The sequence below is a fragment of the Proteus sp. NMG38-2 genome (assembly GCF_020640995.1).
GTDB lineage: Bacteria > Pseudomonadota > Gammaproteobacteria > Enterobacterales > Enterobacteriaceae > Proteus.
Genome location: NZ_CP085481.1, coordinates 3,147,798 through 3,169,925 on the forward strand (window position 1 = coordinate 3,147,798; position 22,128 = coordinate 3,169,925).

The 22,128-nt window shown below is 37.0% G+C and carries 15 protein-coding genes; 10 read left to right on the top strand and 5 right to left on the bottom strand.

Features of this window, described 5'->3' with window-relative positions; translation table 11 throughout:
- Positions 1–47: 47 nt before the first annotated feature.
- Positions 48–998: a transcriptional regulator LeuO gene (leuO, locus tag LG402_RS14980; protein ID WP_227335845.1), complete on the bottom strand. Its 951-nt coding sequence runs from the start codon at positions 996–998 to the stop codon at positions 48–50.
- 869 nt (positions 999–1,867) lie between these two features.
- Here leuO and leuA point away from each other — a divergent pair.
- The 6 genes from leuA (at position 1,868) to mutH (ending at position 9,806) form a co-directional block, all read left to right on the top strand.
- A complete protein-coding gene (gene leuA / locus LG402_RS14985; protein ID WP_166540893.1) occupies positions 1,868–3,427 on the top strand; it encodes a 2-isopropylmalate synthase in 1,560 nt (519 codons plus the stop codon).
- Positions 3,428–3,429: 2 nt separating this feature from the next.
- Entirely contained in the window at positions 3,430–4,521 is a 1,092-nt protein-coding gene (leuB, locus tag LG402_RS14990) for a 3-isopropylmalate dehydrogenase (protein WP_109407475.1), read from the top strand.
- Between the two features lies 1 nt (position 4,522).
- The gene (leuC, locus tag LG402_RS14995; RefSeq protein WP_109407476.1) at positions 4,523–5,932 is read left to right on the top strand and encodes a 3-isopropylmalate dehydratase large subunit; all 1,410 of its coding nucleotides are present in this window, start codon (positions 4,523–4,525) and stop codon (positions 5,930–5,932) included.
- An 8-nt stretch (positions 5,933–5,940) separates the two neighbouring features.
- Entirely contained in the window at positions 5,941–6,546 is a 606-nt protein-coding gene (leuD, locus tag LG402_RS15000) for a 3-isopropylmalate dehydratase small subunit (RefSeq protein ID WP_166540894.1), read from the top strand.
- Between the two features lie 278 nt (positions 6,547–6,824).
- A complete protein-coding gene (gene sgrR, locus LG402_RS15005) occupies positions 6,825–8,495 on the top strand; it encodes an HTH-type transcriptional regulator SgrR (protein ID WP_227335846.1) in 1,671 nt (556 codons plus the stop codon).
- Between the two features lie 633 nt (positions 8,496–9,128).
- Positions 9,129–9,806, top strand: a complete 678-nt coding sequence (gene mutH, locus LG402_RS15010) for a DNA mismatch repair endonuclease MutH (RefSeq protein ID WP_166540896.1) — start codon at positions 9,129–9,131, stop codon at positions 9,804–9,806.
- Positions 9,807–9,894: 88 nt separating this feature from the next.
- On the opposite strand, the gene LG402_RS15015 is transcribed toward mutH, so the two are convergent.
- The 3 genes from LG402_RS15015 to speA all read right to left on the bottom strand — a co-directional run bounded on the left by LG402_RS15015 (position 9,895) and on the right by speA (position 13,958).
- Positions 9,895–10,674 carry an acetoin reductase gene (locus LG402_RS15015; protein ID WP_227335847.1) on the bottom strand — a complete coding sequence of 260 codons (780 nt, stop codon included), beginning with the start codon at positions 10,672–10,674 and terminating at the stop codon, positions 9,895–9,897.
- A 352-nt stretch (positions 10,675–11,026) separates the two neighbouring features.
- Positions 11,027–11,947, bottom strand: a complete 921-nt coding sequence (speB, locus tag LG402_RS15020) for an agmatinase (RefSeq protein ID WP_166540898.1) — start codon at positions 11,945–11,947, stop codon at positions 11,027–11,029.
- A 103-nt stretch (positions 11,948–12,050) separates the two neighbouring features.
- The gene (gene speA, locus LG402_RS15025) at positions 12,051–13,958 is read right to left on the bottom strand and encodes a biosynthetic arginine decarboxylase (RefSeq protein WP_109407481.1); all 1,908 of its coding nucleotides are present in this window, start codon (positions 13,956–13,958) and stop codon (positions 12,051–12,053) included.
- Between the two features lie 690 nt (positions 13,959–14,648).
- On the opposite strand from speA, the gene metK reads away from it, so the two are divergent.
- Complete coding sequence (gene metK / locus LG402_RS15030) at positions 14,649–15,803, top strand: methionine adenosyltransferase (protein ID WP_109407482.1); 1,155 nt, start codon at positions 14,649–14,651, stop codon at positions 15,801–15,803.
- A gap of 181 nt (positions 15,804–15,984) precedes the next feature.
- On the opposite strand, the gene bcsG is transcribed toward metK, so the two are convergent.
- Entirely contained in the window at positions 15,985–17,739 is a 1,755-nt protein-coding gene (bcsG, locus tag LG402_RS15035; protein ID WP_166540899.1) for a cellulose biosynthesis protein BcsG, read from the bottom strand.
- 862 nt (positions 17,740–18,601) lie between these two features.
- On the opposite strand from bcsG, the gene bcsR reads away from it, so the two are divergent.
- Genes bcsR through bcsA form a run of 3 tightly spaced genes read left to right on the top strand, consistent with a single transcriptional unit; the run spans position 18,602 to position 22,124 of the window.
- Positions 18,602–18,793, top strand: a complete 192-nt coding sequence (gene bcsR, locus LG402_RS15040) for a cellulose biosynthesis protein BcsR (protein WP_166540900.1) — start codon at positions 18,602–18,604, stop codon at positions 18,791–18,793.
- 8 nt (positions 18,794–18,801) lie between these two features.
- Positions 18,802–19,539 carry a cellulose synthase operon protein YhjQ/BcsQ gene (locus LG402_RS15045; protein WP_227335848.1) on the top strand — a complete coding sequence of 246 codons (738 nt, stop codon included), beginning with the start codon at positions 18,802–18,804 and terminating at the stop codon, positions 19,537–19,539.
- Positions 19,539–22,124, top strand: coding sequence for a UDP-forming cellulose synthase catalytic subunit (bcsA, locus tag LG402_RS15050; RefSeq protein WP_166540901.1), 2,586 nt, complete (start codon positions 19,539–19,541; stop codon positions 22,122–22,124). The genes LG402_RS15045 and bcsA overlap by 1 nt, the downstream gene beginning before the upstream one ends.
- Positions 22,125–22,128: the final 4 nt, after the last annotated feature.

Genomic DNA, 22,128 nt, shown 5'->3' on the forward strand with positions numbered 1-22,128 from the left:
TATTTCTGCATAATTAGAAATAAAAACTAATTATGAGCGAAAACACTCTAGTTCTGACAAACTTCACTAAGTAAATTTTTCATCCATAAGTGACCTTTGTCACGCTCGGTTGATTCATGCCAAATTAAATAACATGGACGCAGTGTCTTTTCCCAAGGTAACGAAATGGCTTTGATGTCTAATTGCTCAGCATTGCATTCCACTAACCATTTTGGTGCAATAGCAACTAAATAAGTTTTAGAGACAATATTTAATACGCTATTTAAATCAGTTCCCTGATAAGTGATAAGATTTTCTAAATGAGTATCTTTATAATAAGGAGTACTAAATGAACCAACATCATCTAAAGAAACAATTGAATGTTGTTCATTTAATAACATCTCTTGTGTCACACTTTCTTTAATACGTGGATGCTTATTAGAAACAACTAAAACAAGTTCATCATTAAACAATGGCTGTGAATGAAACTCTGCTCTATCAAATTGTTTATAATTAATAAAGAATTCGACTTCTTGATATTTTAATTGGTGTTCTATATTACTATTTAAGTAAGATTTAATATTAACATTAATGTTAGGTGTTTTATTTTTAATTTGTTCAACTATTTTTGGTGCTAATTTAATATCTAGCGGGCTACAAATAGATAAATTAAATATACGTTCACTTTGTTCTGGTTCAAACCCAGCCCCTGGAAGTTCATTATGTACTAATTGCAATGCTTGTCTAACAGGACCAAAAAGCTGTTTTGCTCTTAATGTAGGTTGAATACCACGACCATAACGAACAAATAATTCATCATTAAACATTACTTTAAGTCGAGATACTGCATTACTAACTGCGGGTTGTGACATGCCAAGAACCTGTGCGGCTCGAGTGACATTTTGCATTTGCATTTGCATAACAGCATCAAATACCGTTAATAAATTAAGATCAACATTACGTAAATGCATATCTGCTGATTCTTTACTGGTAACTGTTGCTGATGTGTAATCCGTCATTTCTTACTCCACTATGTTATTATAATGGTTAATTAACTATTATTAACAAAGGCATTATTAATAATAGATATGTCTTAACTATTACTTTAACTATTTATTAAAATTTATTATTCATCGTCCATGCATATAACTAAACACATAAGTTTCATATCAATAAAAAAACATTTTTCATATAAAGATGAAAAATTGATATTAAAATTACATGTATAGAAAATGATTATATCAATATATATTACAACCTGTTTTACCTTCTGCCTTGCAAATAATAAAACAAAGTATGATAAAAATCATAATAAAATGATGTATTTTCATTCCTAAAATAAGTATCCAAGAGCTATCAACTCTAATAATACAATGATTTTTATGCTTACATTCAAAACCTTGCTTACATTTATTAATCTTTACTATCTCATTGATACTCTTTTTCCTTCTCATTTAGCTGATTAAAAAAAAAGCAAACAGTTGTTTAATTTTTCATTTCACTCTTTTTTAAACAATGTACGGAACATTAACCCAATCAATGATTTGCTGATAGTCATAATCATTAGTAAAAATTTAGATATTAGTCAAAATCACTGTGAAAATTTTATAAATAATATGGCTAAATGATTTTATAAATTCCAATGCTTGACATCTTTATTGGTATTAGGTATCAATAAATAAAGATTATTGAGAACTTATCTAAGGGTGTTTCATGTTAAACGCAATTTTACTATCAAGCCTACTACTACTCGCAACTTTTATGCGCGGTCGGCTTATGGGTAAAAAATGAAACACACCTACCCTTAAAGAGAAAACCCGCGCTAGTCGCGGGTTTTTTTATACCTGGGAGAGCGCAAACAGCAAATAAAAAGAGAAAGGAACAGATTATGAGCAACAACGTGATTATTTTTGATACCACATTGAGAGATGGCGAACAGGCATTGCAAGCAAGCTTAAGCGTAAAAGAAAAATTACAAATTGCTTATGCCTTAGAGCGTTTAGGTGTGGATATCATTGAAGCGGGCTTTCCTGTTTCTTCTCCAGGTGATTTTGAATCAGTGCAAACTATTGCACGTGAGATCAAAAATAGCCGTATTTGTGCATTAGCTCGCTGCGTTGATAACGATATTGATGTTGCAGCAGAGTCTTTAAAAGTCGCAGAAGCTTTTCGTATCCACGTATTCTTGGCGACCTCGGCATTACATGCTGAACATAAATTGAAGAAATCGTTCGAAGATATTATTGAAATGGGTGTGAATTCCATAAAACGTGCTCGCCGTTATACCGATGATGTGGAGTTTTCTTGTGAAGATGCCGGTCGTACTCATATTGATAATTTATGTCGGATCGTAGAAAGCGCCATTAATGCTGGGGCAACCACAATTAATATTCCTGATACTGTAGGTTATACAACACCTTATCAATTCGGTGGCATTATCACCAACTTATTTGAGCGAGTACCTAATATTGATAAAGCAGTTATCTCTGTCCATTGTCATGATGATTTAGGCATGGCTGTTGCTAATTCGATTACTGCAGTACAAGCAGGTGCAAGACAAGTTGAAGGTACTATTAATGGGTTAGGTGAACGCGCAGGTAACTGTGCATTAGAAGAAGTTATCATGGCAATAAAAGTCCGTGAACAAATGATGAATGTTCAAACACGCATTAATCACAAAGAAATTTATCGTACCAGTCAATTAGTCAGCCAATTATGTAATACACCTATTCATGCTAATAAATCGGTTGTCGGCTCCAATGCATTCGCCCATTCATCAGGTATTCACCAAGATGGCGTACTGAAAAACCGTGAAACCTACGAAATCATGACACCTGAATCAATTGGATTAAAAGAAGTGCAATTAAACTTAACTTCTCGTTCTGGCCGAGCTGCAGTCAAACATCGTATGGAAGAAATGGGGTATCGAGAAAAAGATTATAACTTAGATAATTTATATGCAGCCTTCTTACGTTTAGCAGATAAAAAAGGCCAAGTCTTTGATTATGATTTAGAGGCATTAGCATTTATTGGTCAGCAACAACAAGAGCCAGATGAATTTGTTATGAACTATTTTAATACTCAATCTGGTTCATCAACTGTTGCCACCGCCAGTGTCAGCATTACACATGGTGATAAAGAAATTACTGAAGCAGCAACCGGTAATGGCCCCGTAGATGCAGTATATCAAGCAATATCCCGTGCAACGGGTTACCCATTAAAGTTAGTAACTTACCAATTAACAGCCAAAGGTGAAGGTAGAGATGCTTTAGGACAAGTTGATATTGTCGTTGAGTATCAAGGCCGTAAATTTCATGGAATGGGGTTAGAAACAGACATAGTTGGTTCATCCGCCAATGCCATGATCCACGTTATCAATAGTATTTGGCGCTCAGAGCAAGTCGAAATAGAAAAACGCAAACAACATACAACACAAGAAGCGGTTTAATTATGTCAAAAAATTATCATATTGCAGTATTACCCGGAGATGGTATTGGTCCTGAAGTTATGGCTCAAGCACACAAAGTGATGGATGCCATAAGTGAGCGTTTCTCACTCAATATCACTACAAAAGAATATGATATCGGTGGTATTGCCATCGATAATCATGGCACACCATTACCAGCAAATACCTTAGCAGGTTGCGAGCAAGCCGATGCTATTTTATTTGGTTCTGTCGGTGGCCCTAAGTGGGAGCATTTACCCGCTAATGAACAACCTGAACGTGGTGCGTTACTGCCTTTACGCAAACATTTTAAATTGTTCTGCAATTTACGCCCTGCTCGCCTATATGAAGGTTTAGAAGCTTATTGTCCATTACGTGCTGATATTGCACAGCGTGGCTTTGATATTTTGTGTGTACGTGAATTAACAGGCGGTATCTATTTTGGTCAACCTAAAGGCCGTGAAGGCGAAGGTGCTCAAGAACGCGCTTTTGATACTGAAGTTTATCATCGTTACGAAATCGAGCGTATTGCCCGTTTTGCATTTGAATCAGCGCGTAAACGTCGCCATAAAGTAACGTCTATTGATAAAGCGAACGTTTTACAAAGCTCTATTTTATGGCGTGAAGTCGTAACTGGTATTGCCAAAGAATACCCAGATGTTGAAATTCAGCATATGTATATCGATAACGCCACAATGCAGTTAATTAAAGATCCATCTCAGTTTGATGTATTACTGTGCTCCAATATTTTTGGCGATATTTTATCTGATGAATGCGCCATGATCACTGGTTCAATGGGGATGTTACCATCCGCAAGCGTTAATGAAGAACGCTTTGGCTTATATGAGCCAGCTGGTGGTTCAGCACCAGATATTGCAGGTAAAAATATCGCTAACCCGATTGCACAAATTTTGTCGGCTGCATTATTACTGCGTTACAGCTTTAATGAAGACAAAGCGGCCCAAGCCATTGAAGATGCTATCACTCAAGTATTAGCAGAAGGCTATCGTACCGCAGACTTAGCGGGAGATGGTAACGCAATTACAACGACAGAAATGGGTGATCGTATCACTCAATATATTCGTGAAGGGGCATAACATGGGTAAAACATTATATCAAAAAATCTACGATGCACATGTTGTCAGAGAAGTGAGTGATGAAACACCGATTTTATATATCGATCGCCATTTAGTGCACGAAGTGACATCACCTCAAGCCTTTGATGGATTAAGAACAAAAGGTCGTCCTGTTCGTCAACCCAATAAAACCTTTGCAACGATGGATCACAACGTATCAACACAGACTAAAGATATTAATGCTTGTGGTGATATGGCGAGAATTCAAATGCAAGAGTTGATGAAAAACTGCCAAGAATTTGGCGTTACGCTGTATGACTTAAACCATCCATATCAAGGGATTGTTCACGTAATGGGGCCAGAACAAGGCTTAACCTTGCCCGGAATGACGATTGTTTGTGGTGATTCACATACAGCAACTCATGGTGCTTTTGGCTCATTAGCTTTTGGGATCGGCACATCTGAGGTTGAACACGTTTTAGCAACTCAGACGTTAAAACAATCACGAGCTAAAACATTAAAAATTGAAGTTCAAGGCAAGACTGCCATTGGGATCACCGCAAAAGATATCGTATTAGCGATTATTGGCAAATTAGGTAGTGCTGGTGGTACTGGTTATATCGTCGAATTTGCAGGTGAAGCTATTGAAGCCTTAAGCATGGAAGGTCGAATGACTTTATGCAATATGGCAATTGAAATGGGTGCTAAAGCAGGTTTAGTGGCGCCTGATGACACCACTTTTGCTTATTTAAAAGGTCGTCAATTTGCCCCTAAAGGCCAATCATGGGATGAGGCTGTTGCTTATTGGAGAACCTTAAAGTCTGATGATGATGCCACTTTCGATGCCACTGTCACGATTAATGCTGCCGACATTGCACCACAAGTTACATGGGGTACCAACCCAGGGCAAGTTATTGCTATTGATCAAATCGTACCGTTATTAGATAGCTTTAATGATCCTGTTGAACGCGCTTCTGCTGAAAAAGCCTTGGCATATATGGGATTAAGTGAAGGCGTTAATTTAACAGATATCGCTATTGATAAAGTCTTTATTGGCTCTTGTACAAACTCACGCATTGAAGATTTACGTGCTGCAGCTGAAATCGCAAAAGGCCATAAAGTTGCATCCCATGTTCAAGCTATTGTTGTTCCGGGATCTGGGCCGGTTAAAGCACAAGCTGAAGCCGAAGGTTTAGATAAAATCTTTATTGAAGCAGGTTTTGAATGGCGTTTACCGGGTTGTTCGATGTGTTTAGCTATGAATAACGATCGATTAAATCCAGGCGAACGTTGTGCATCCACCAGCAACCGTAACTTTGAAGGACGTCAAGGCCGTGGAGGCCGAACACATTTAGTCAGTCCTGCAATGGCAGCAGCTGCGGCAATTAATGGCCATTTTGCAGATATCCGTACATTTGCAGTGGCATCCTAAAGGAGAACATGATGAATAAATTTACTCAACATACGGGTATTGCGGTTCCTTTAGATGCAGCAAACGTTGATACCGATGCCATTATTCCTAAGCAATTTTTACAAAAAGTCACTCGTACTGGCTTTGGTAAGCATCTGTTTCATGATTGGCGATTCTTAGATGATGAAGGTACTCAGCCTAATCCAGCTTTTATTTTGAATCAGCCTATTTACCAAGGCGCTTCTATTTTATTAGCACGAGAAAACTTTGGGTGTGGATCATCTCGTGAACATGCTCCTTGGGCATTAACAGATTATGGTTTTCACGCCGTTATCGCCCCTAGTTTTGCTGATATTTTTTACGGCAATTCATTTAATAACCAACTGTTGCCAATCAAATTAAGTGACAATGAAGTTTCACAATTATTTGATTGGGTGAAACAACACACAGGTACCCCTATTACTGTCGATTTGGTGGCACAAGAAGTCAGAGCCGGTGAATTATGTTTCTCTTTTGAAATCGATTCATTTCGCCGTCATTGCATGATTGAAGGATTAGACAGTATTGGATTAACGCTACAACACCAAGATGACATTAGTGCTTACGAGGCAAAACAACCTGCCTTTATGCGCTAATAAAGACAATTTCTTACCTTCTTCTACTTTCTGTGATGTTTACTTTGTCATTCTTGCCGTAAATTCGTTTACGGTTTTTTTTTATCTCAATAAATAGCCAATAAAAAAGCCAGTGATCAATTATCACTGGCCGGCAATCACCGAATGCTCAAATGGGGGAGTCTGTCAGTATTCATAATTTGTGATAACTAACATGAGAGCTAACTTTAAACACAAACATTATCGGTCTAATATAAGGAAATTAAAATTGATCACTTTATTAAGGGATTTCCTCTTTTATGACTACACCCCGCTTAGAGTTACAATTTATTCGCCTATGGCAAGCCTTTCAGGGAAAAACATCTGAAACTACCTTACAAGAATTAGCACAAACGCTACATTGTACGCGCCGTCATGTCCGTTCTTTGTTAAATAAAATGCAAGAAATAGGCTGGATAAATTGGCAAGCAGAAGTAGGTAGAGGCAAAAAGTCCACATTGAGTTTTCAATCTAATGCGCAGGAAATTCAACAAAATCGTGCTGAGCGATTAATAAAAGAGAACGATATTGAAAAGCTTGTTGCACTAATGGGTGACAAAGACTCCGTGCGCCAAATGGTGCTCTCTCAAATTGAAAAAAGTTTTCATCCTGGTCAACAGTTACTTCGGATTATTTACTATCGTCCTTTTAGAAATTTATTGCCAGGAACGCCTTTAAGGCGATCTGAATTACATTTAATGAGTCAAATATTTAATTCTCTGGTGTATTTAAAAGAGGAAAATGGGGAAGTTGAAGCAGAATTAGCTCACCATTGGCAAATGATCACAGAGCAACATTGGCGATTTTATTTACGCCCTTCTATCTACTTTCATCATGGTCGCGAGCTTACTTTTGAAGATATCAGCACTTCCTTAATGCGTATGAAGCACTGTAATCCACTTTATGCACATATAGAACGTATTTCCTCACCTCAACCTTATGTGCTTGATATTTTCTTAAACGAAGCGGATAAACAATTTGCTACATTATTAGGGAGCCCTCAAGCTGTTATTTTGCCACAAGAATGGGCATCACTCTCAGACTTTGCACAGCACCCAATAGGAACAGGTGCTTATCAAATCATGGCTAATGATCAGCATAAACTGCAAATCAAAGCCTTTAGTCGCTATTTTGGGTTACGAGCATTATTAGATGAAATTGATATATGGGTTGTACCTGAACTGAATAAAAAAATGGTCTGTTCAACCATTCATTTAACAGATGATGATACAAACAAAGATTCACTGGAAAGTCGTAAAGAGGAAGGATGTTATTTTTTACTTTACGATAGTCGCTCAGCACAATGCCAGCAAATAGAAATAAGAGAGTGGTTAAGCAGTGTATTAACTCCAGTTAATATGCTGACACATTGCGATCCTTTCTATCAACGCCATTGGTCTCCTGCTTATGGTTTACTACTTCATTGGCATCACAGTAAATTAATACGTCAACATCCCAAACCTGCATCATTAACCAAACTGACTGTCACACTCTATAAAGAGCATCATGAATACAGCACTATCGCTGAACTCATCAAAAATATTTTATCTCTGTATGGTATTGAGCTCACCATTCAAGTTCTTGATTACGAACAATGGTATTACGGCCAGGCAGAAAGTGATATCTGGTTAGCAACGGTAAATTTCTATAAACCTTTAGAATTTTCTATTTTCGCTACTCTTTATGAATTACCTCTTTTTCATCACTGTTTAGGGCGTTCATTTACACACGAGCTCTCTTTATGGCATCAAAAAAAGCTACCACTAGAAGAGTGGTGTCGTCAGTTAACACACAATATTTGGCTTTATCCTTTATTCCACCATTTACTTGAGTTACAAGGAGAAAGAACCATACGTGGTGTCAAAATGAATACTTTTGGTTGGTTTGATTTCAAATCAGCATGGTTCACACCCGATATTGAGCCACAGTAACCAGAATAAGAGATAACGAACTTTTTCATCGTCATGATTGTGACGATTTAAGTTAATTCACAGAAAACTTGAAAGTTATAAACACCCACATAAATGCTTAGGGGATTTATTCACTTTTTCTGTGGATATCTATGTGAAAAAGAGTGAGATAATCAGGGTATAGTTTTTATATCATAAAAAAGGCTGTTGATATAAATTTTAAAATATCACTTATAATTCAAATTAGTAGCTAGTTTTTAATGCCTATTTCAGCGATTAGATAAAACAATTAAAAGACTCACCGCCTTAAATCGTACAAAAAACAATCACAGGATGTTTTATCCACAGGTTATGCCGATTAGTTAGACAAAATAGGATTATTTTGAGGAATATCTGCAAAAGTCAAGGCTGTAAATCAGAACAGTGATCTCACTTTCTGTGAGTTATCCCATAAAGCTGTGGATAACCTAGTGTAAAAGCCTGTTTATGATTTCAGGATAACCGTGCACAACTTGATATTATAAATTTCAATTGAAGGATTAACTCAAAAAAATGATGATATATCATGCTATTATGATTTAAATAAAATAAAGTGAAATACATTATCAACAACCTTTTTTTTCTGTCTATTTTTTAAACAAGAAGATGATAACTATGTTTACGCCACCTGTAGCACCTGAAAATGAGCAAGTTTTATTTGAGCGGGCAAAAGCCCTAGCAGGTTATACATTTGGTGAACTTGCTGCTTTTGCACAATTGCCTATTCCTGCCAACCTAAAAAGAGATAAAGGCTGGGTAGGAATGTTGTTAGAATATTATTTAGGTGCAAGTGCAGGCAGTAAACCCGAACAAGATTTCAGTGAATTGGGTATTGAACTTAAAACAATCCCGATTGACAGACTAGGTATGCCTTTAGAAACCACCTTTGTCTGTGTTGCTGCATTAACAGGTAATAGTGGTATTACATGGGAAAACAGCCATGTAAAACGTAAGCTCTCTAGAGTCTTATGGGTTCCTGTTGAAGGTGAAAGGGAAATACCATTAGCACAACGTCGTGTCGCTTCTCCGTTACTTTGGAGCCCTAATAGTCTGGAAGAAGAACTCTTACGCCATGATTGGGAAGAGTTAATGGATATGATTGTGCTGGGTAAAGTAGAAAGTATTACTGCACGCCACGGACAAGTGTTACAAATCCGTCCAAAAGCCGCAAACAGTAAAGCATTAACAGAAGCTATTGGTGAAGATGGAAAACGTATTATGACCTTACCCAGAGGCTTCTATTTGAAAAAGAATTTTACCGCCCCGCTGCTGGCACGGTATTTTCAGCTTTGATTTCGTTATAAATCGCTCGCAATAAATAACCCTGTGTCATTCTTTTAAATCACACAGGGTATTGATAAATAACTTTTTATTTTATTGATTAACGATAAACAATACCGCCATCAGTTAAAATTGCTTGGCCTGTAATATAGTCAGAATCATCACTTGATAAGAAAACAACGAGGGCAGCAACATCATCAGGGGTTTGAGCACGACCCAATGCAATACCTTCAACATATTTCTTATAGGTTTCGCCTTTTGGTGCTCCAGTTATCTCAGCAAATCGCTCATCAATTTCAACCCACATATCTGTGCCTACAATACCTGGGCAGTAAGCATTTACAGTAATACCAGCACTAGCATACTCTTTTGCTGCGGCTTGTGTCAGCGCACGTACAGCAAACTTAGTTGCGGAATAAACACCTAACATTGCAAAGCCATCGTGTCCTGCAATAGAAGAAGCATTAATAATTTTACCTTTATGACCTAATGCTTTAAATTTCTCTGATGCTGCTTGGATCCCCCACATGGTGCCATTTACGTTAATTTTGAAGATCCTATCCATATCTTCAGGTGTTACGTCAGCCAGAGGCTTAACTTGGGCAATACCTGCGTTATTGATCATCACATCAAAGCCACCTAATACCTTTTCAGCATGTTCAACAGCAGCAAAAACTTCATCACGATGACTAATATCTGCAGCAAAAATTGTTGTTTTACGTCCGAGAGCTTCAATTTCTTTTGCAACATCCGCTAACTTATCTGCTTTCAAGTCAACCAGAGCAATATCAGCACCTTCTTTTGCTAAACGCAATGCAATGCCACGGCCAATTCCCTGAGCAGCGCCTGTAACTAAAATTACTTTACCATTCAAAGCCATTGTCTTTCTCCTGAATATTTACAGATGAAAAAGCTCTTCTAAAAAAGAACTTTGTTAATAGATTAACAGTAGCAATTAAACAGGCGGGTGACAAAATAACGATCATTCGCTAGTAAACTCAATAATAGCGATCAAACACTCTGTAAATAATTATCATTTAGAATAAGTGCTCGATAAATGATAAAATAAGCACTAAAAAGAGCAGAAAAGGCATTTGAGAAGTAAGTTTATTTATTAGCAAAAAATGCTTAACTTATTCATAGATAGAAGAAAAATAGAAATAGAAATAGAAATAGAAAAAGCGATACCTACAAGATATCGCTTTATCTTTATTTTCTGGGGTTAACAGACATTATTTTTTTGTTGCTTGCAGATATAACATATCAAGTGCAATTGTAGCTCCAGCAAGTGCTGTAATATCAGATTGATCATAAGCTGGAGAGACTTCAACTAAATCCATACCGACGATATTTAACGGTTGTAATGCACGTAAGATCTTCAGTGCTTTATCGGTTGTTAAGCCACCGACGACTGGTGTTCCTGTTCCAGGTGCAAATGCAGGATCAAGACAATCAATATCAAAAGTCAGGTAAACAGGTAAATCACCCACAATTCCTTTGATCTGATCGACAAGATCAGTCACACCACGATCGTTAACTTGTGCAGCATCTAACACGGTAAAGCCGTTATCACTGTCATGCTCGGTACGAATACCAATTTGAACAGAATGATTAGGATCGATTAATCCTTCATTAGGTGCATGGAAGAACATGGTACCGTGATCAAATTTACTGCCATTACCATAAGTATCTGTATGCGCATCAAAATGGACTAATGCCATTTTGCCAAAATGTTTAGCATGAGCACGTAGTAAAGGTAATGTGACAAAGTGGTCACCACCAAAGGTTAAACATTTTTTACCTGCGGCTAATAGCTTCTCTGTATGAGCTTGTAGTTTATCGCTCATATCTTGTGCATCACCGAAATTAAAAACTAAGTCACCACAATCGACAACGTTTAAGCGCTCACGCATATCAAAATCCCAAGGCCAGCGGTTTCCTTCCCACGCTAAATTGGTTGAGATTTGGCGGATAGCGCCTGGTCCATGACGAGTTCCCGCACGACCCGATGTTGCCATATCGAAAGGTACACCCGTAATAACCCAATCCGCATCACTACTATAAGGCTGAAAATTCAGTGGAAAACGTAAAAAACCAAATGCATTAGAGATCAATGAATTATCAGTCTCATTACCTAACGTACTATTTTTCATGCTATTACCTCTGTCACTTATTTTAAATAAGTAACATACAAATCAATATGATAGATAAAGAGTGATGTTTAATAACATCACTCCTGCATTGGAAAATTAAGAATTACTCTTCTTCTTCCAGATACGTATAACCGTATAAGCCACTTTCAAATTCAGTCAGGAATTGTTCTTGCAACGCTTCATCTAACTGTGCATTTTTTACTTGGGTACGGAAACGATCTAACAACACCGTTGGATTTAACTTAACGTACTGAAGCATATCGGCAACGGTATCGCCCTCTTCGCTTTGGACGTAAGTAAGATTACCTTTTTCATCAAGATAAACGTCAACAGCAGCAGTATCACCAAATAAATTATGCATATTGCCTAAAATTTCCTGATAAGCCCCAACCATAAAGAAGCCAATCATAGGCGGGTATTCAGGATCATAAGCTGGCATAGGCATCGTTGTTTCAACGCCATCACCATCAACATAATGGTCAATAATACCATCTGAGTCACACGTAATATCGAGTAGTACCGCACGACGATCCAGTGGTTTATCTAACCCTTCAATCGGTAATACAGGAAATAATTGATCAATACCCCATGCATCAGGCAAAGATTGGAATAATGAGAAGTTAACATAGAACTTATCTGACATACGTTCTTGTAACTCATCGATAATCGGGCGATGAGCACGATTACTTGGATCTAAATCATATTGGATACGACGACAGATATTTAAATATAACTCTTCTGCCCATGCACGCTCTGTCAGGCTTAACATGCCATGAACATATTGAGTATGCACATCATGCAAGTCTAATTGGCTATCATGCAACCATTCACGTAATGAACGACTATGCCCTTTGGTTTGCATCTCTTCCCATGTTTCCCAAAGGCTAGCGATTGGTCTCGCTGCATCTTCCTCCGGTGGCGTAATCGCGGTAAATTCATTACGCTCAACACCAATGACATTAGAAATCAATACGGTATGATGTGCAGTTAACGCACGGCCTGATTCGGTAATTACGGTTGGATGCGGTAAATCATTTTCATCACACGCATCACCAATTGCCCAAATAACATTATTTGCATATTCATTAAGGCCATAGTTAACCGAGCAATCAGATTGTGAACGAGTGCCTTCATAGTCCACACCTAGCCCGCCACCCACATCAAAATATTGAATATTCACACCTAATTTGTGCAACTCAACATAGAAACGAGCAGACTCACGAACACCGGTTGCGATATCACGGATATTCGCCATCTGAGAGCCTAAATGGAAATGCAGTAATTGCAGACTCTCTAAGCGATCAGCTTGACGTAACATATCAATTAATTGCAGAACTTGTGTCGCAGCTAAACCAAATTTTGATTTTTCACCACCACTTGCCTGCCATTTGCCTGATCCTTGAGAAGCAAGACGAGCGCGAACGCCTAAACGAGGAATAACCTCTAAACGTTCAGCTTCTTCAAGTACCATTTTTATCTCAGACATTTTCTCAATCACTAAGAAAACTTTATGCCCAAGCTTTTCGCCTGTGAGTGCTAAGCGAATATACTCACGATCTTTATAACCATTACACACAATCACAGAGCTTGTCATATTGGCATGAGCAAGCACGGCCATTAATTCAGCTTTAGAACCAGCTTCTAAACCTAAAGGCTCTCCTGCATTGACTAATGACTCAATAACACGGCGTTGTTGGTTAACTTTGATTGGGTAAACTAAAAAATAGTCACCTTTATAACCATAAGATTCACGCGCACGATGAAACGCCGCATTAATCGAACGTAAGCGATGCTGTAGAATTTGAGGAAAACAAAAAAGTGCAGGTAAGCGCAGATGTGATTGCTCTTCTTGAACACGTTTAACCAATTCAGTTAAATCAAAAGTGGCATCAGGAACATCAGGATTAGGGCAAACGCTAATATTTCCCCGATTGTTCGCTAAATAGTAACCGCCACCCCAATATGCAATATTATAGGTCTGCTGCATCTTACGAGCGATGTTATCATTCATGACATTCTCCTTAGGGAGTATGAGTTTATACCTTGCCTGTCACTATAGTAGTCAATAATTTATTGAAAATCTGAAACGACTGATAAATAACAGTTGGAAGTAATGACTCACTATATATTTTTATATGATTATCCAGCTATTCGCCGGACATAATAGTAGAAAGTTCTTGAGTTAACCTATAACGAGTTAACACAATCACCTATTGGCAAGTAACAGACAACTTCGCTCTAAAGAGAAAGAGCTCAGAGAGGAAATCACTCTAGATATACTACGTGTATAGTATTGACGAGTGCTGTTTTGGTTTTTGAAAAGACTAACCTGTAGACAATGGATCATTACCCATTCACTCCACACATGGCTTAAACCTATAAGCCATTTCCCTAACAGAGAAACAGAATTAGAAATTCTGCGGTTTACACTGTGTTCAGATTTCACAGTAACCGCGAGTTTATACCTGTAGTTAACATAAAATGCAAAAGCAAAATGCACAAAAACCTTTTTTTTCTTATTTTCGATCTTTTATCATCAGAAAATAGCACACAATAAAAAACAAGATTAACTGTTTGATTCTATTTTATCCCTATATTTGATTAAAAAAAGCTGGAATTAAAGAGAGAAGAGTCATAAAATAGACGTCTAGATGTTAAAACATCCATCCTTAAACCGTTTGTATTAAGGTAACGAGATATAATGACTACACACCTATTTACTTCTGAATCAGTCTCAGAAGGTCATCCAGATAAAATTGCAGATCAAATTTCTGATGCTGTTCTGGATGCAATTTTAGAACAAGATCCAAAAGCACGCGTTGCCTGCGAAACTTACGTTAAGACAGGCATGGTTATGGTAGGCGGAGAAATTACCACCAAAGCTTGGGTCGATATCGAAGAAATTACACGTAATACCGTTCGTGAAATCGGTTATACCAGTTCCGATATGGGCTTTGATGCTAATTCCTGCGCAGTTATCAGTGCGATTGGTAAACAATCACCAGATATCAACCAAGGTGTTGACCGAGCTGATCCTTTAGAACAAGGTGCTGGTGACCAAGGTTTAATGTTTGGTTATGCAACAAATGAAACTGACGTATTAATGCCAGCACCAATTACTTATGCTCACCGCTTAGTTCAGCGTCAAGCACAAGTACGTAAAAGTGGCACTTTACCTTGGTTACGCCCTGATGCGAAAAGCCAAGTTACCCTCCAATACGACAACAATAAAGTTGTTGGTATTGATGCGGTTGTATTATCAACTCAGCATTCTGAAGATATTTCACAAAAAGACCTGCATGAAGCGGTGATGGAAGAGATCATTAAACCTGTTCTGCCAGCAGAATGGTTAAATGAGCAAACTAAATACTTCATCAACCCAACGGGTCGTTTTGTTATCGGTGGCCCAATGGGTGACTGTGGTTTAACAGGTCGTAAAATCATTGTCGATACTTACGGCGGTATGGCCCGTCACGGTGGCGGTGCTTTCTCTGGTAAAGATCCATCGAAAGTAGACCGTTCAGCAGCTTATGCAGCACGTTACGTTGCTAAAAATATCGTTGCTGCTGGTTTAGCAGATCGTTGTGAAATTCAAGTTTCTTATGCAATCGGTGTGGCAGAGCCAACATCAATTATGGTAGAAACATTTGGTACTGAAAAAGTCCCAACAGCACAACTTATTCTGTTAGTACGTGAATTCTTTGATTTACGTCCTTATGGATTAATTCAAATGCTAGATTTACTGCATCCAATCTACCAAAAAACAGCGGCTTATGGCCATTTTGGTCGCCCTGAATTCCCTTGGGAAGCAACAGATAAAGCAGAAATCTTACGTGAAGCTGCGGGTTTAAAATAATCCTCTGCTATTAACATCACGCTATTGACTATTTGATAAAACCACATCTTTTGAGATGTGGTTTTTTATTGCTGTTCATTTTATTTCTAAATCTATAAAAAAAACCCCGCAATCAACACGGGGATCTCAAAAGGAGAAAACGAGAACATAGACTTATAATGAAATGATTTTCTATAACAAGTTAGTTAGGATAATTAATCCACTCACCTCCATTTAACTTGATATAAGACTGACCTTGATAATCAACCACAATGGTAGCTTGGTTTTCTGCAACATTGGCTGTTTGAGGTAATCCGCTGGCTAATGCATTCCAATCAATAGAAGATTGATTAAAAACATCACCATTCACATTACGAGAGATAAATTCAGACAAGGCCAAATAGCTACTTGGCTCTTCAACAATCACAGGTGGATAAAATTGTGCTCTATCTTTGATCCCTGTAAAACGAATACCGACAGGTACTGTGGTAATACTTTGACTAGGAATGTCTCTTAAACCTGACATCTGTGTTTTATCACCTAGTAAAGCGGCGCCATGTTCCGGCACAATGACTACCATCACTTTTCTTCCTTTTTTATCTAACTCATTCATAAAATTATCTAAACTGTCTAATAAAGTGCTGGCTCGCTTACCGTAATCAGCGGTGTTATTTTCCCCTACAAAACGATTACCATCATGTAATGACACTAAATTCACAAACGTCACACTACGACTCTCATTTGATTGTTCACGTCCTTGCAACCAACGCATCAACGTCTCTTTGTCGTTATAAATTTTAGTGCCGTCAAAGGCCGTTATTTGATGAGAAAGATTCTCTTGATCTTGTAAGGCGATATTAAGATTACCAAGTTGCTGAACTTCTTGAAGATAATTGCCAAACTTCCCGTTATGATCGAGCACCAATTTCTTTGCAAAACCTAACGAAGATAAATTGTCCATTAACAAGCATTGTGTATCGGTCGGATCATATAAATCAGAATGGTGAGTTTGACCACAACTAGCACGTAATAATCTTAGTGATGCAGGGCCACTATAAGAAGATACGGTATTAAAGTGACTAAATAGCACATCAAAATTTCCCCAAATAGGATGCTCTTGTAGCCCTACAGCTGCGGCATCCGCTGTTGAAAGTGAACAAATATTAATAATTAAGATATCAAAAGGTTGAGCATCTGCAGACAACTGCACTGGGAATGGCGTTATACGTTTTTTCTCATAGCTATAAAATTGAGTTAACCAATCATCTAATACTTTATTATTAAACTGATGTTTTTGGGGAGGATAAAGTGTTCCCATTACTGTTTGTTCTACAGGTTTCGTAATAACTTCAGGCGCTACAGGTGTCACAGCTGGAGATCCAACAGTTGCGGGTAACACTTCAATTTCACTGGCTCTTTCACTACTTATCTCATTATTGACACTATTTTCTTGGGTAAAGCTATTGGCTGAAACAGCAGGTACCATACCTTGCGAAAAATGGGTAAACCCTCCAATATTTAACCAAAGGACCCCCGCAATGATAAAGACAGAAACCCTTACCCACTGCTCAATAAACAGGTAAGCCACCAGCAAAATAAAGGCAACACCGATCATTTTAATGTTGATAAAATTAACAGATAATTCAACAAGATAATCAAACGAAAACTGTTTAAGTTGTCCACCTTGCGCTAATACCGTTGAAAAGCTGGGCAACCATGTATCATGATAAAATAAAATGGCTCCGATAGGGATAGCAATCCAATTGCGCATTTTATGCCAAATGTTTTTAGGTAATGGAAACAATAAAAATGCGAGGAAAAGTAGATTACTAAAAGCATCAAAATTTAAATAACCATACCAAAGTAAAACAAACTTTAGTAAAAAATAGAAATTCCATGCTCCCAACCCATGCCAGTAATGTAAAAAATCGAATTGGGTTGAATTAGACTTGTTCATTTTGATTTCCTACTTATTAGTATAAATAAATCCAACTCGACAGTTATATGATGATTCATATCTGTCTTTTTATTACTTCTGATATTAAATTAACTACTAAATAAAGATATAAGAGAATATTTATTTAACCACTTAGTAAAAACCCTTAAATAAAAAAAACAAAAAAGAAATTAACCAGACGGATACTGGCCTCTTATATAAAAATAAAGATAATAATAAAAACCAACTTATTTAAGTCGGTATTAAAAGAAAACACTCAAGCTTCTATTTATATAATAGCCACTATTTTTAAAAATGGTGCATTATTTTCATTAATTAATAAAACACAGAGTTATCTTATTTTTATATTTCTAAACAAAAACAAAATAAACAACAAATAAATAACAATTAATAACAATTTAAAAACACCAACTACGATAAATAAATAATTCACTTAATATAAAAACATAAATAATCAAAAAGTGACTATCTAATAATAACTTTTTGATTAAAAATGATTAAGATCAATATACAATAATGAACATCATAATTAAATAATTTAATATATTGTTATAAACAGGCAATTTACAATTCTTTTTCTTTGCCTTATTTTGCAGTTAAACTCATTTATTCATTATTTGAAAAGTCAATTATAAAAAAAACAAAATATAAATTAAAAAGAAAAACCAATAACCCTCCATTACATAAAAAAGATAATAAATATCTATTTTATGTGTTTTTACGTAATTGAAATAATTATTTTTAAAGCATATTCTAAAATGGAAGTTTTAAATAATTAGTAAACAAGATTAATTAAACATTCTTTTGCCGGGAATTTAATCCTGGAAAGGATTTATTTTGTTTTTATCTAGAGGTTATTAATATGAAAAATGAAACTTTTATTAACTCAAATATAAAAATAGAAAAAAATAATCTAAATAAGGACATCGATAAATTAAAAAAATTATTTTCATTAAATAACTATCACTATCAGGATATTAATAAAGAAGAAGAAAATAGTGTGCTTATTTATCGATGGCCATTACTCAATGCATTTCATTACATGACTAAATGAGGCTAACTATGCCACTTATTGTATTAAAAGGGATACGAGGCGGAGTGGGTACAACATCCACTGCAATTGCTCTTGCTCGGCAATTTAACCAACAAAATAAAAAAGTGCTTATTATTGATAATTGCACTGAAAGTATTTTGTCTTATTATTTCCCTGCACAGCAAGAAATGACCACATTAAGTCAGGCATTATTGGCACAAACCCCTATAGAGGAGTGTCTTTTTAGCTATCGATCACACTATCAAGTTTTACCCTTTGGTTTTGTTAACACGAAGGATAATTTACTCTTACAGTTATCATTTTCAGCAAAACAGCATTTCAATCACTTTTTATCATCCTTTATTCAACTGCATCCAGACGCCATTATTTTAATGGACTTGCAACATACACAAGATACGTTATTTACCCCTTGGATAGAAAAAGCAGCTATTTTTTTCACTGTTGCAATGGCTGAAAGCAACTGCCATATCCGCCTAAATCAGCATGAATTTAGTAAAAATGAGTACATACTCATTAATCAATTTCGAGCAACTAGCCAAGTTCACCAAGATTTTTATCAATTTTGGCAAACTACTTCTTTTCCCTTATGCCCAATGGTTCTTCATCGAGATGAGGCGTCATTAGAAGCCTGTGCCTCACGTTTACCTTTATATGATTATCGAGCCAATTGCATGTTAGTTGAAGAAATTACACAACTAACCCAATGGTGTATTCCGTTATTAGAGAGGAAAGAAGGACAGCCATAATGCCATCATCTTTCGATGCCAAGCAAAAAACAGAAAAGAATGTGCCACAACACATTCTTATTCGTTATTACAAATTCTATCGCCATAACGGAGCCTCTCGTAGTGCAGCCATTGTTAACGAGCTATTTATCGGCATTATGTGGATTTTTTTACGGATGGAATCACCTTTTTGGCGAAAAATAGCTAGAAAACAGCGTGAGTTATTTCCTCATATTAACCCTCGTTGCCCTAAAATTTTCGATCCCTTACGCTATTTATTACAAAGTATTTGGCTAACATGTCATTACATTGGATATTTATTGGTAAAGAAACCAACTCAGTTTATTTCCCATATTCGAAATCTATACAAAAAATTCTTTGTTCAGGTTTCACCTATTGCAATTGAAATCATTCAACACAAGAAAAAAAACACTCCCATTTGGCAATATCTGCTTTACTCTGCCATTGCTGTTTTAGCTATTTTCTTTATTTTACTGAGTATTACCCAACCATTTGATCTCACTTTCCAATTTGTTTTTGTCATTGTTCTTTGGTTAGTAGCTTTAGCGATCCGTGAGATCCCTGGTCGCTTTGCCTCCATTGCCATGATTATGTTGGCACTCACCATTGCATGTCGATATATCTGGTGGCGTTATCAATCTACGCTGTATTGGGTTGATAATTTTAGTCTTTTTTGCGGTTTACTGCTGTTACTTGCTGAAACTTACGCATGGTGTGTGCTATTTCTCAGCTTTATGCAATGTATTTGGCCACTGCATAGAAACCCTGTTTCTATGCCTGAAGATATTACAAAATGGCAAAGTGTCGATATTTTTATCCCCACCTATAACGAAGATCTGCAAGTGGTTAAACCCACTATTTATGCCAGCTTAAATTTAGATTGGCCTAAAGATAAACTCTCTATTTATCTACTTGATGATGGTAATCGCCCTGAATTTAAAGCATTTGCACAAGAAGTGGGTATTCGTTATATCGCACGTGAAAAACATGACTTTGCCAAAGCAGGTAATATCAATCATGCATTAACACACGCAACAGGTGAGTTTGTCGCTATCTTTGACTGTGACCATATTCCAACACGTTCATTTTTACAATTTACGATGGGTTGGTTTTTAAAAGACGAAAAAATGGCATTAGTACAAACACCTCACCATTTTTTCTCACCCGATCCATTTGAACGTAACTTAGGCAATTTCCGTGAAACACCAAATGAAGGCACACTATTTTATGGTTTAGTTCAAGATGGAAATGATACTTGGAATGCGGCATTTTTCTGTGGCTCTTGCGCAGTTATACGCCGCACAGCACTAGATGAAATTGGCGGTATTGCTGTTGAAACTGTCACCGAAGATGCGCATACCTCATTACGTTTACATCGCCATGGTTGGCGATCTGCCTATATCCGTATACCACAAGCTGCTGGGCTAGCAACTGAATCATTATCAGCACATATAGGGCAACGTATTCGATGGGCAAAAGGTATGGTACAAATATTTCGCCTCGATAATCCTCTATTCGGTAAAGGACTGAGCATTCCTCAACGCCTCTGTTATTTAAATGCCATGTTGCATTTTTTCTCAGGCATTCCTCGTATGATTTTCTTATTAGCCCCTCTGACATTTCTTATTTTTCACGCCTATATCATTTATGCGCCTGCTATCGCTATCGCCTTATACGTTGTGCCATATTTGATCCACATATCTCTGGCAAGTGCGAAATTACAAGGTGCTTATCGCCACTCATTTTGGGGTGAGGTCTATGAAACAATTTTAGCGTGGTACACCACTAGACCTGTATTAAGCACACTATTTTCCCCATATAAAGGAAAATTCAACGTCACTGAAAAAGGCGGAGTGATGGAAGAAGGGTTTGTTGATTGGAATATTAACCGCCCTTACTTAATCTTTTTCAATCTCAATTTATTGGGCATTTTATTTGCTTTTTGGCGTATAGCAACTGGCGATCCTGACGAAGTTTGGGCTGCTGTCATGTGTTTATTATGGGTTTGCTATAACCTTGTCTTACTAGGTGTTGCAATTGCCGTTTCTGTTGAAACTAAACAACAACGCCGTTTCCCTCGCGTTAGAGTCAAGGTTCCGGCTATGTTGTTGTTAAACAACGGAGCTCTATACAGATGCTATCTCTATGATTTCTCTGATAATAGCTGCGCTATTTTATTGCCTGATAATGTCACTCTCTCTTTACCTCAAAATGAAAATATCACGCTACTGTTGAGCCAAAATCAGCGAGAGCATGCTTTTAAAGCCAATATTTCACGTATAGATGGACAAATTATTGGGTTGCAACTACTTGAAATGACCACGCAAAAAGCCATTGATTTTACAGCTTGTACCTTTGATAGAGCTGATACCTGGGCTGATTGGCAACACGATCTTCCTGTGGATAAACCTTTAAATAGTCTAAAAAATATTATTTTCATCAGCATGCAAGGCTATAACACCTTGTTAAAACGAGCACCTTACTTTATTTATGCCACTTTCCGCCTACTTGGCCTCTTTTTGCTGTGGCTTTCATCTTTACTCCCTCAACACGTTAATGTTTCAAAAATATTGCATCAGTCTTAAAGGA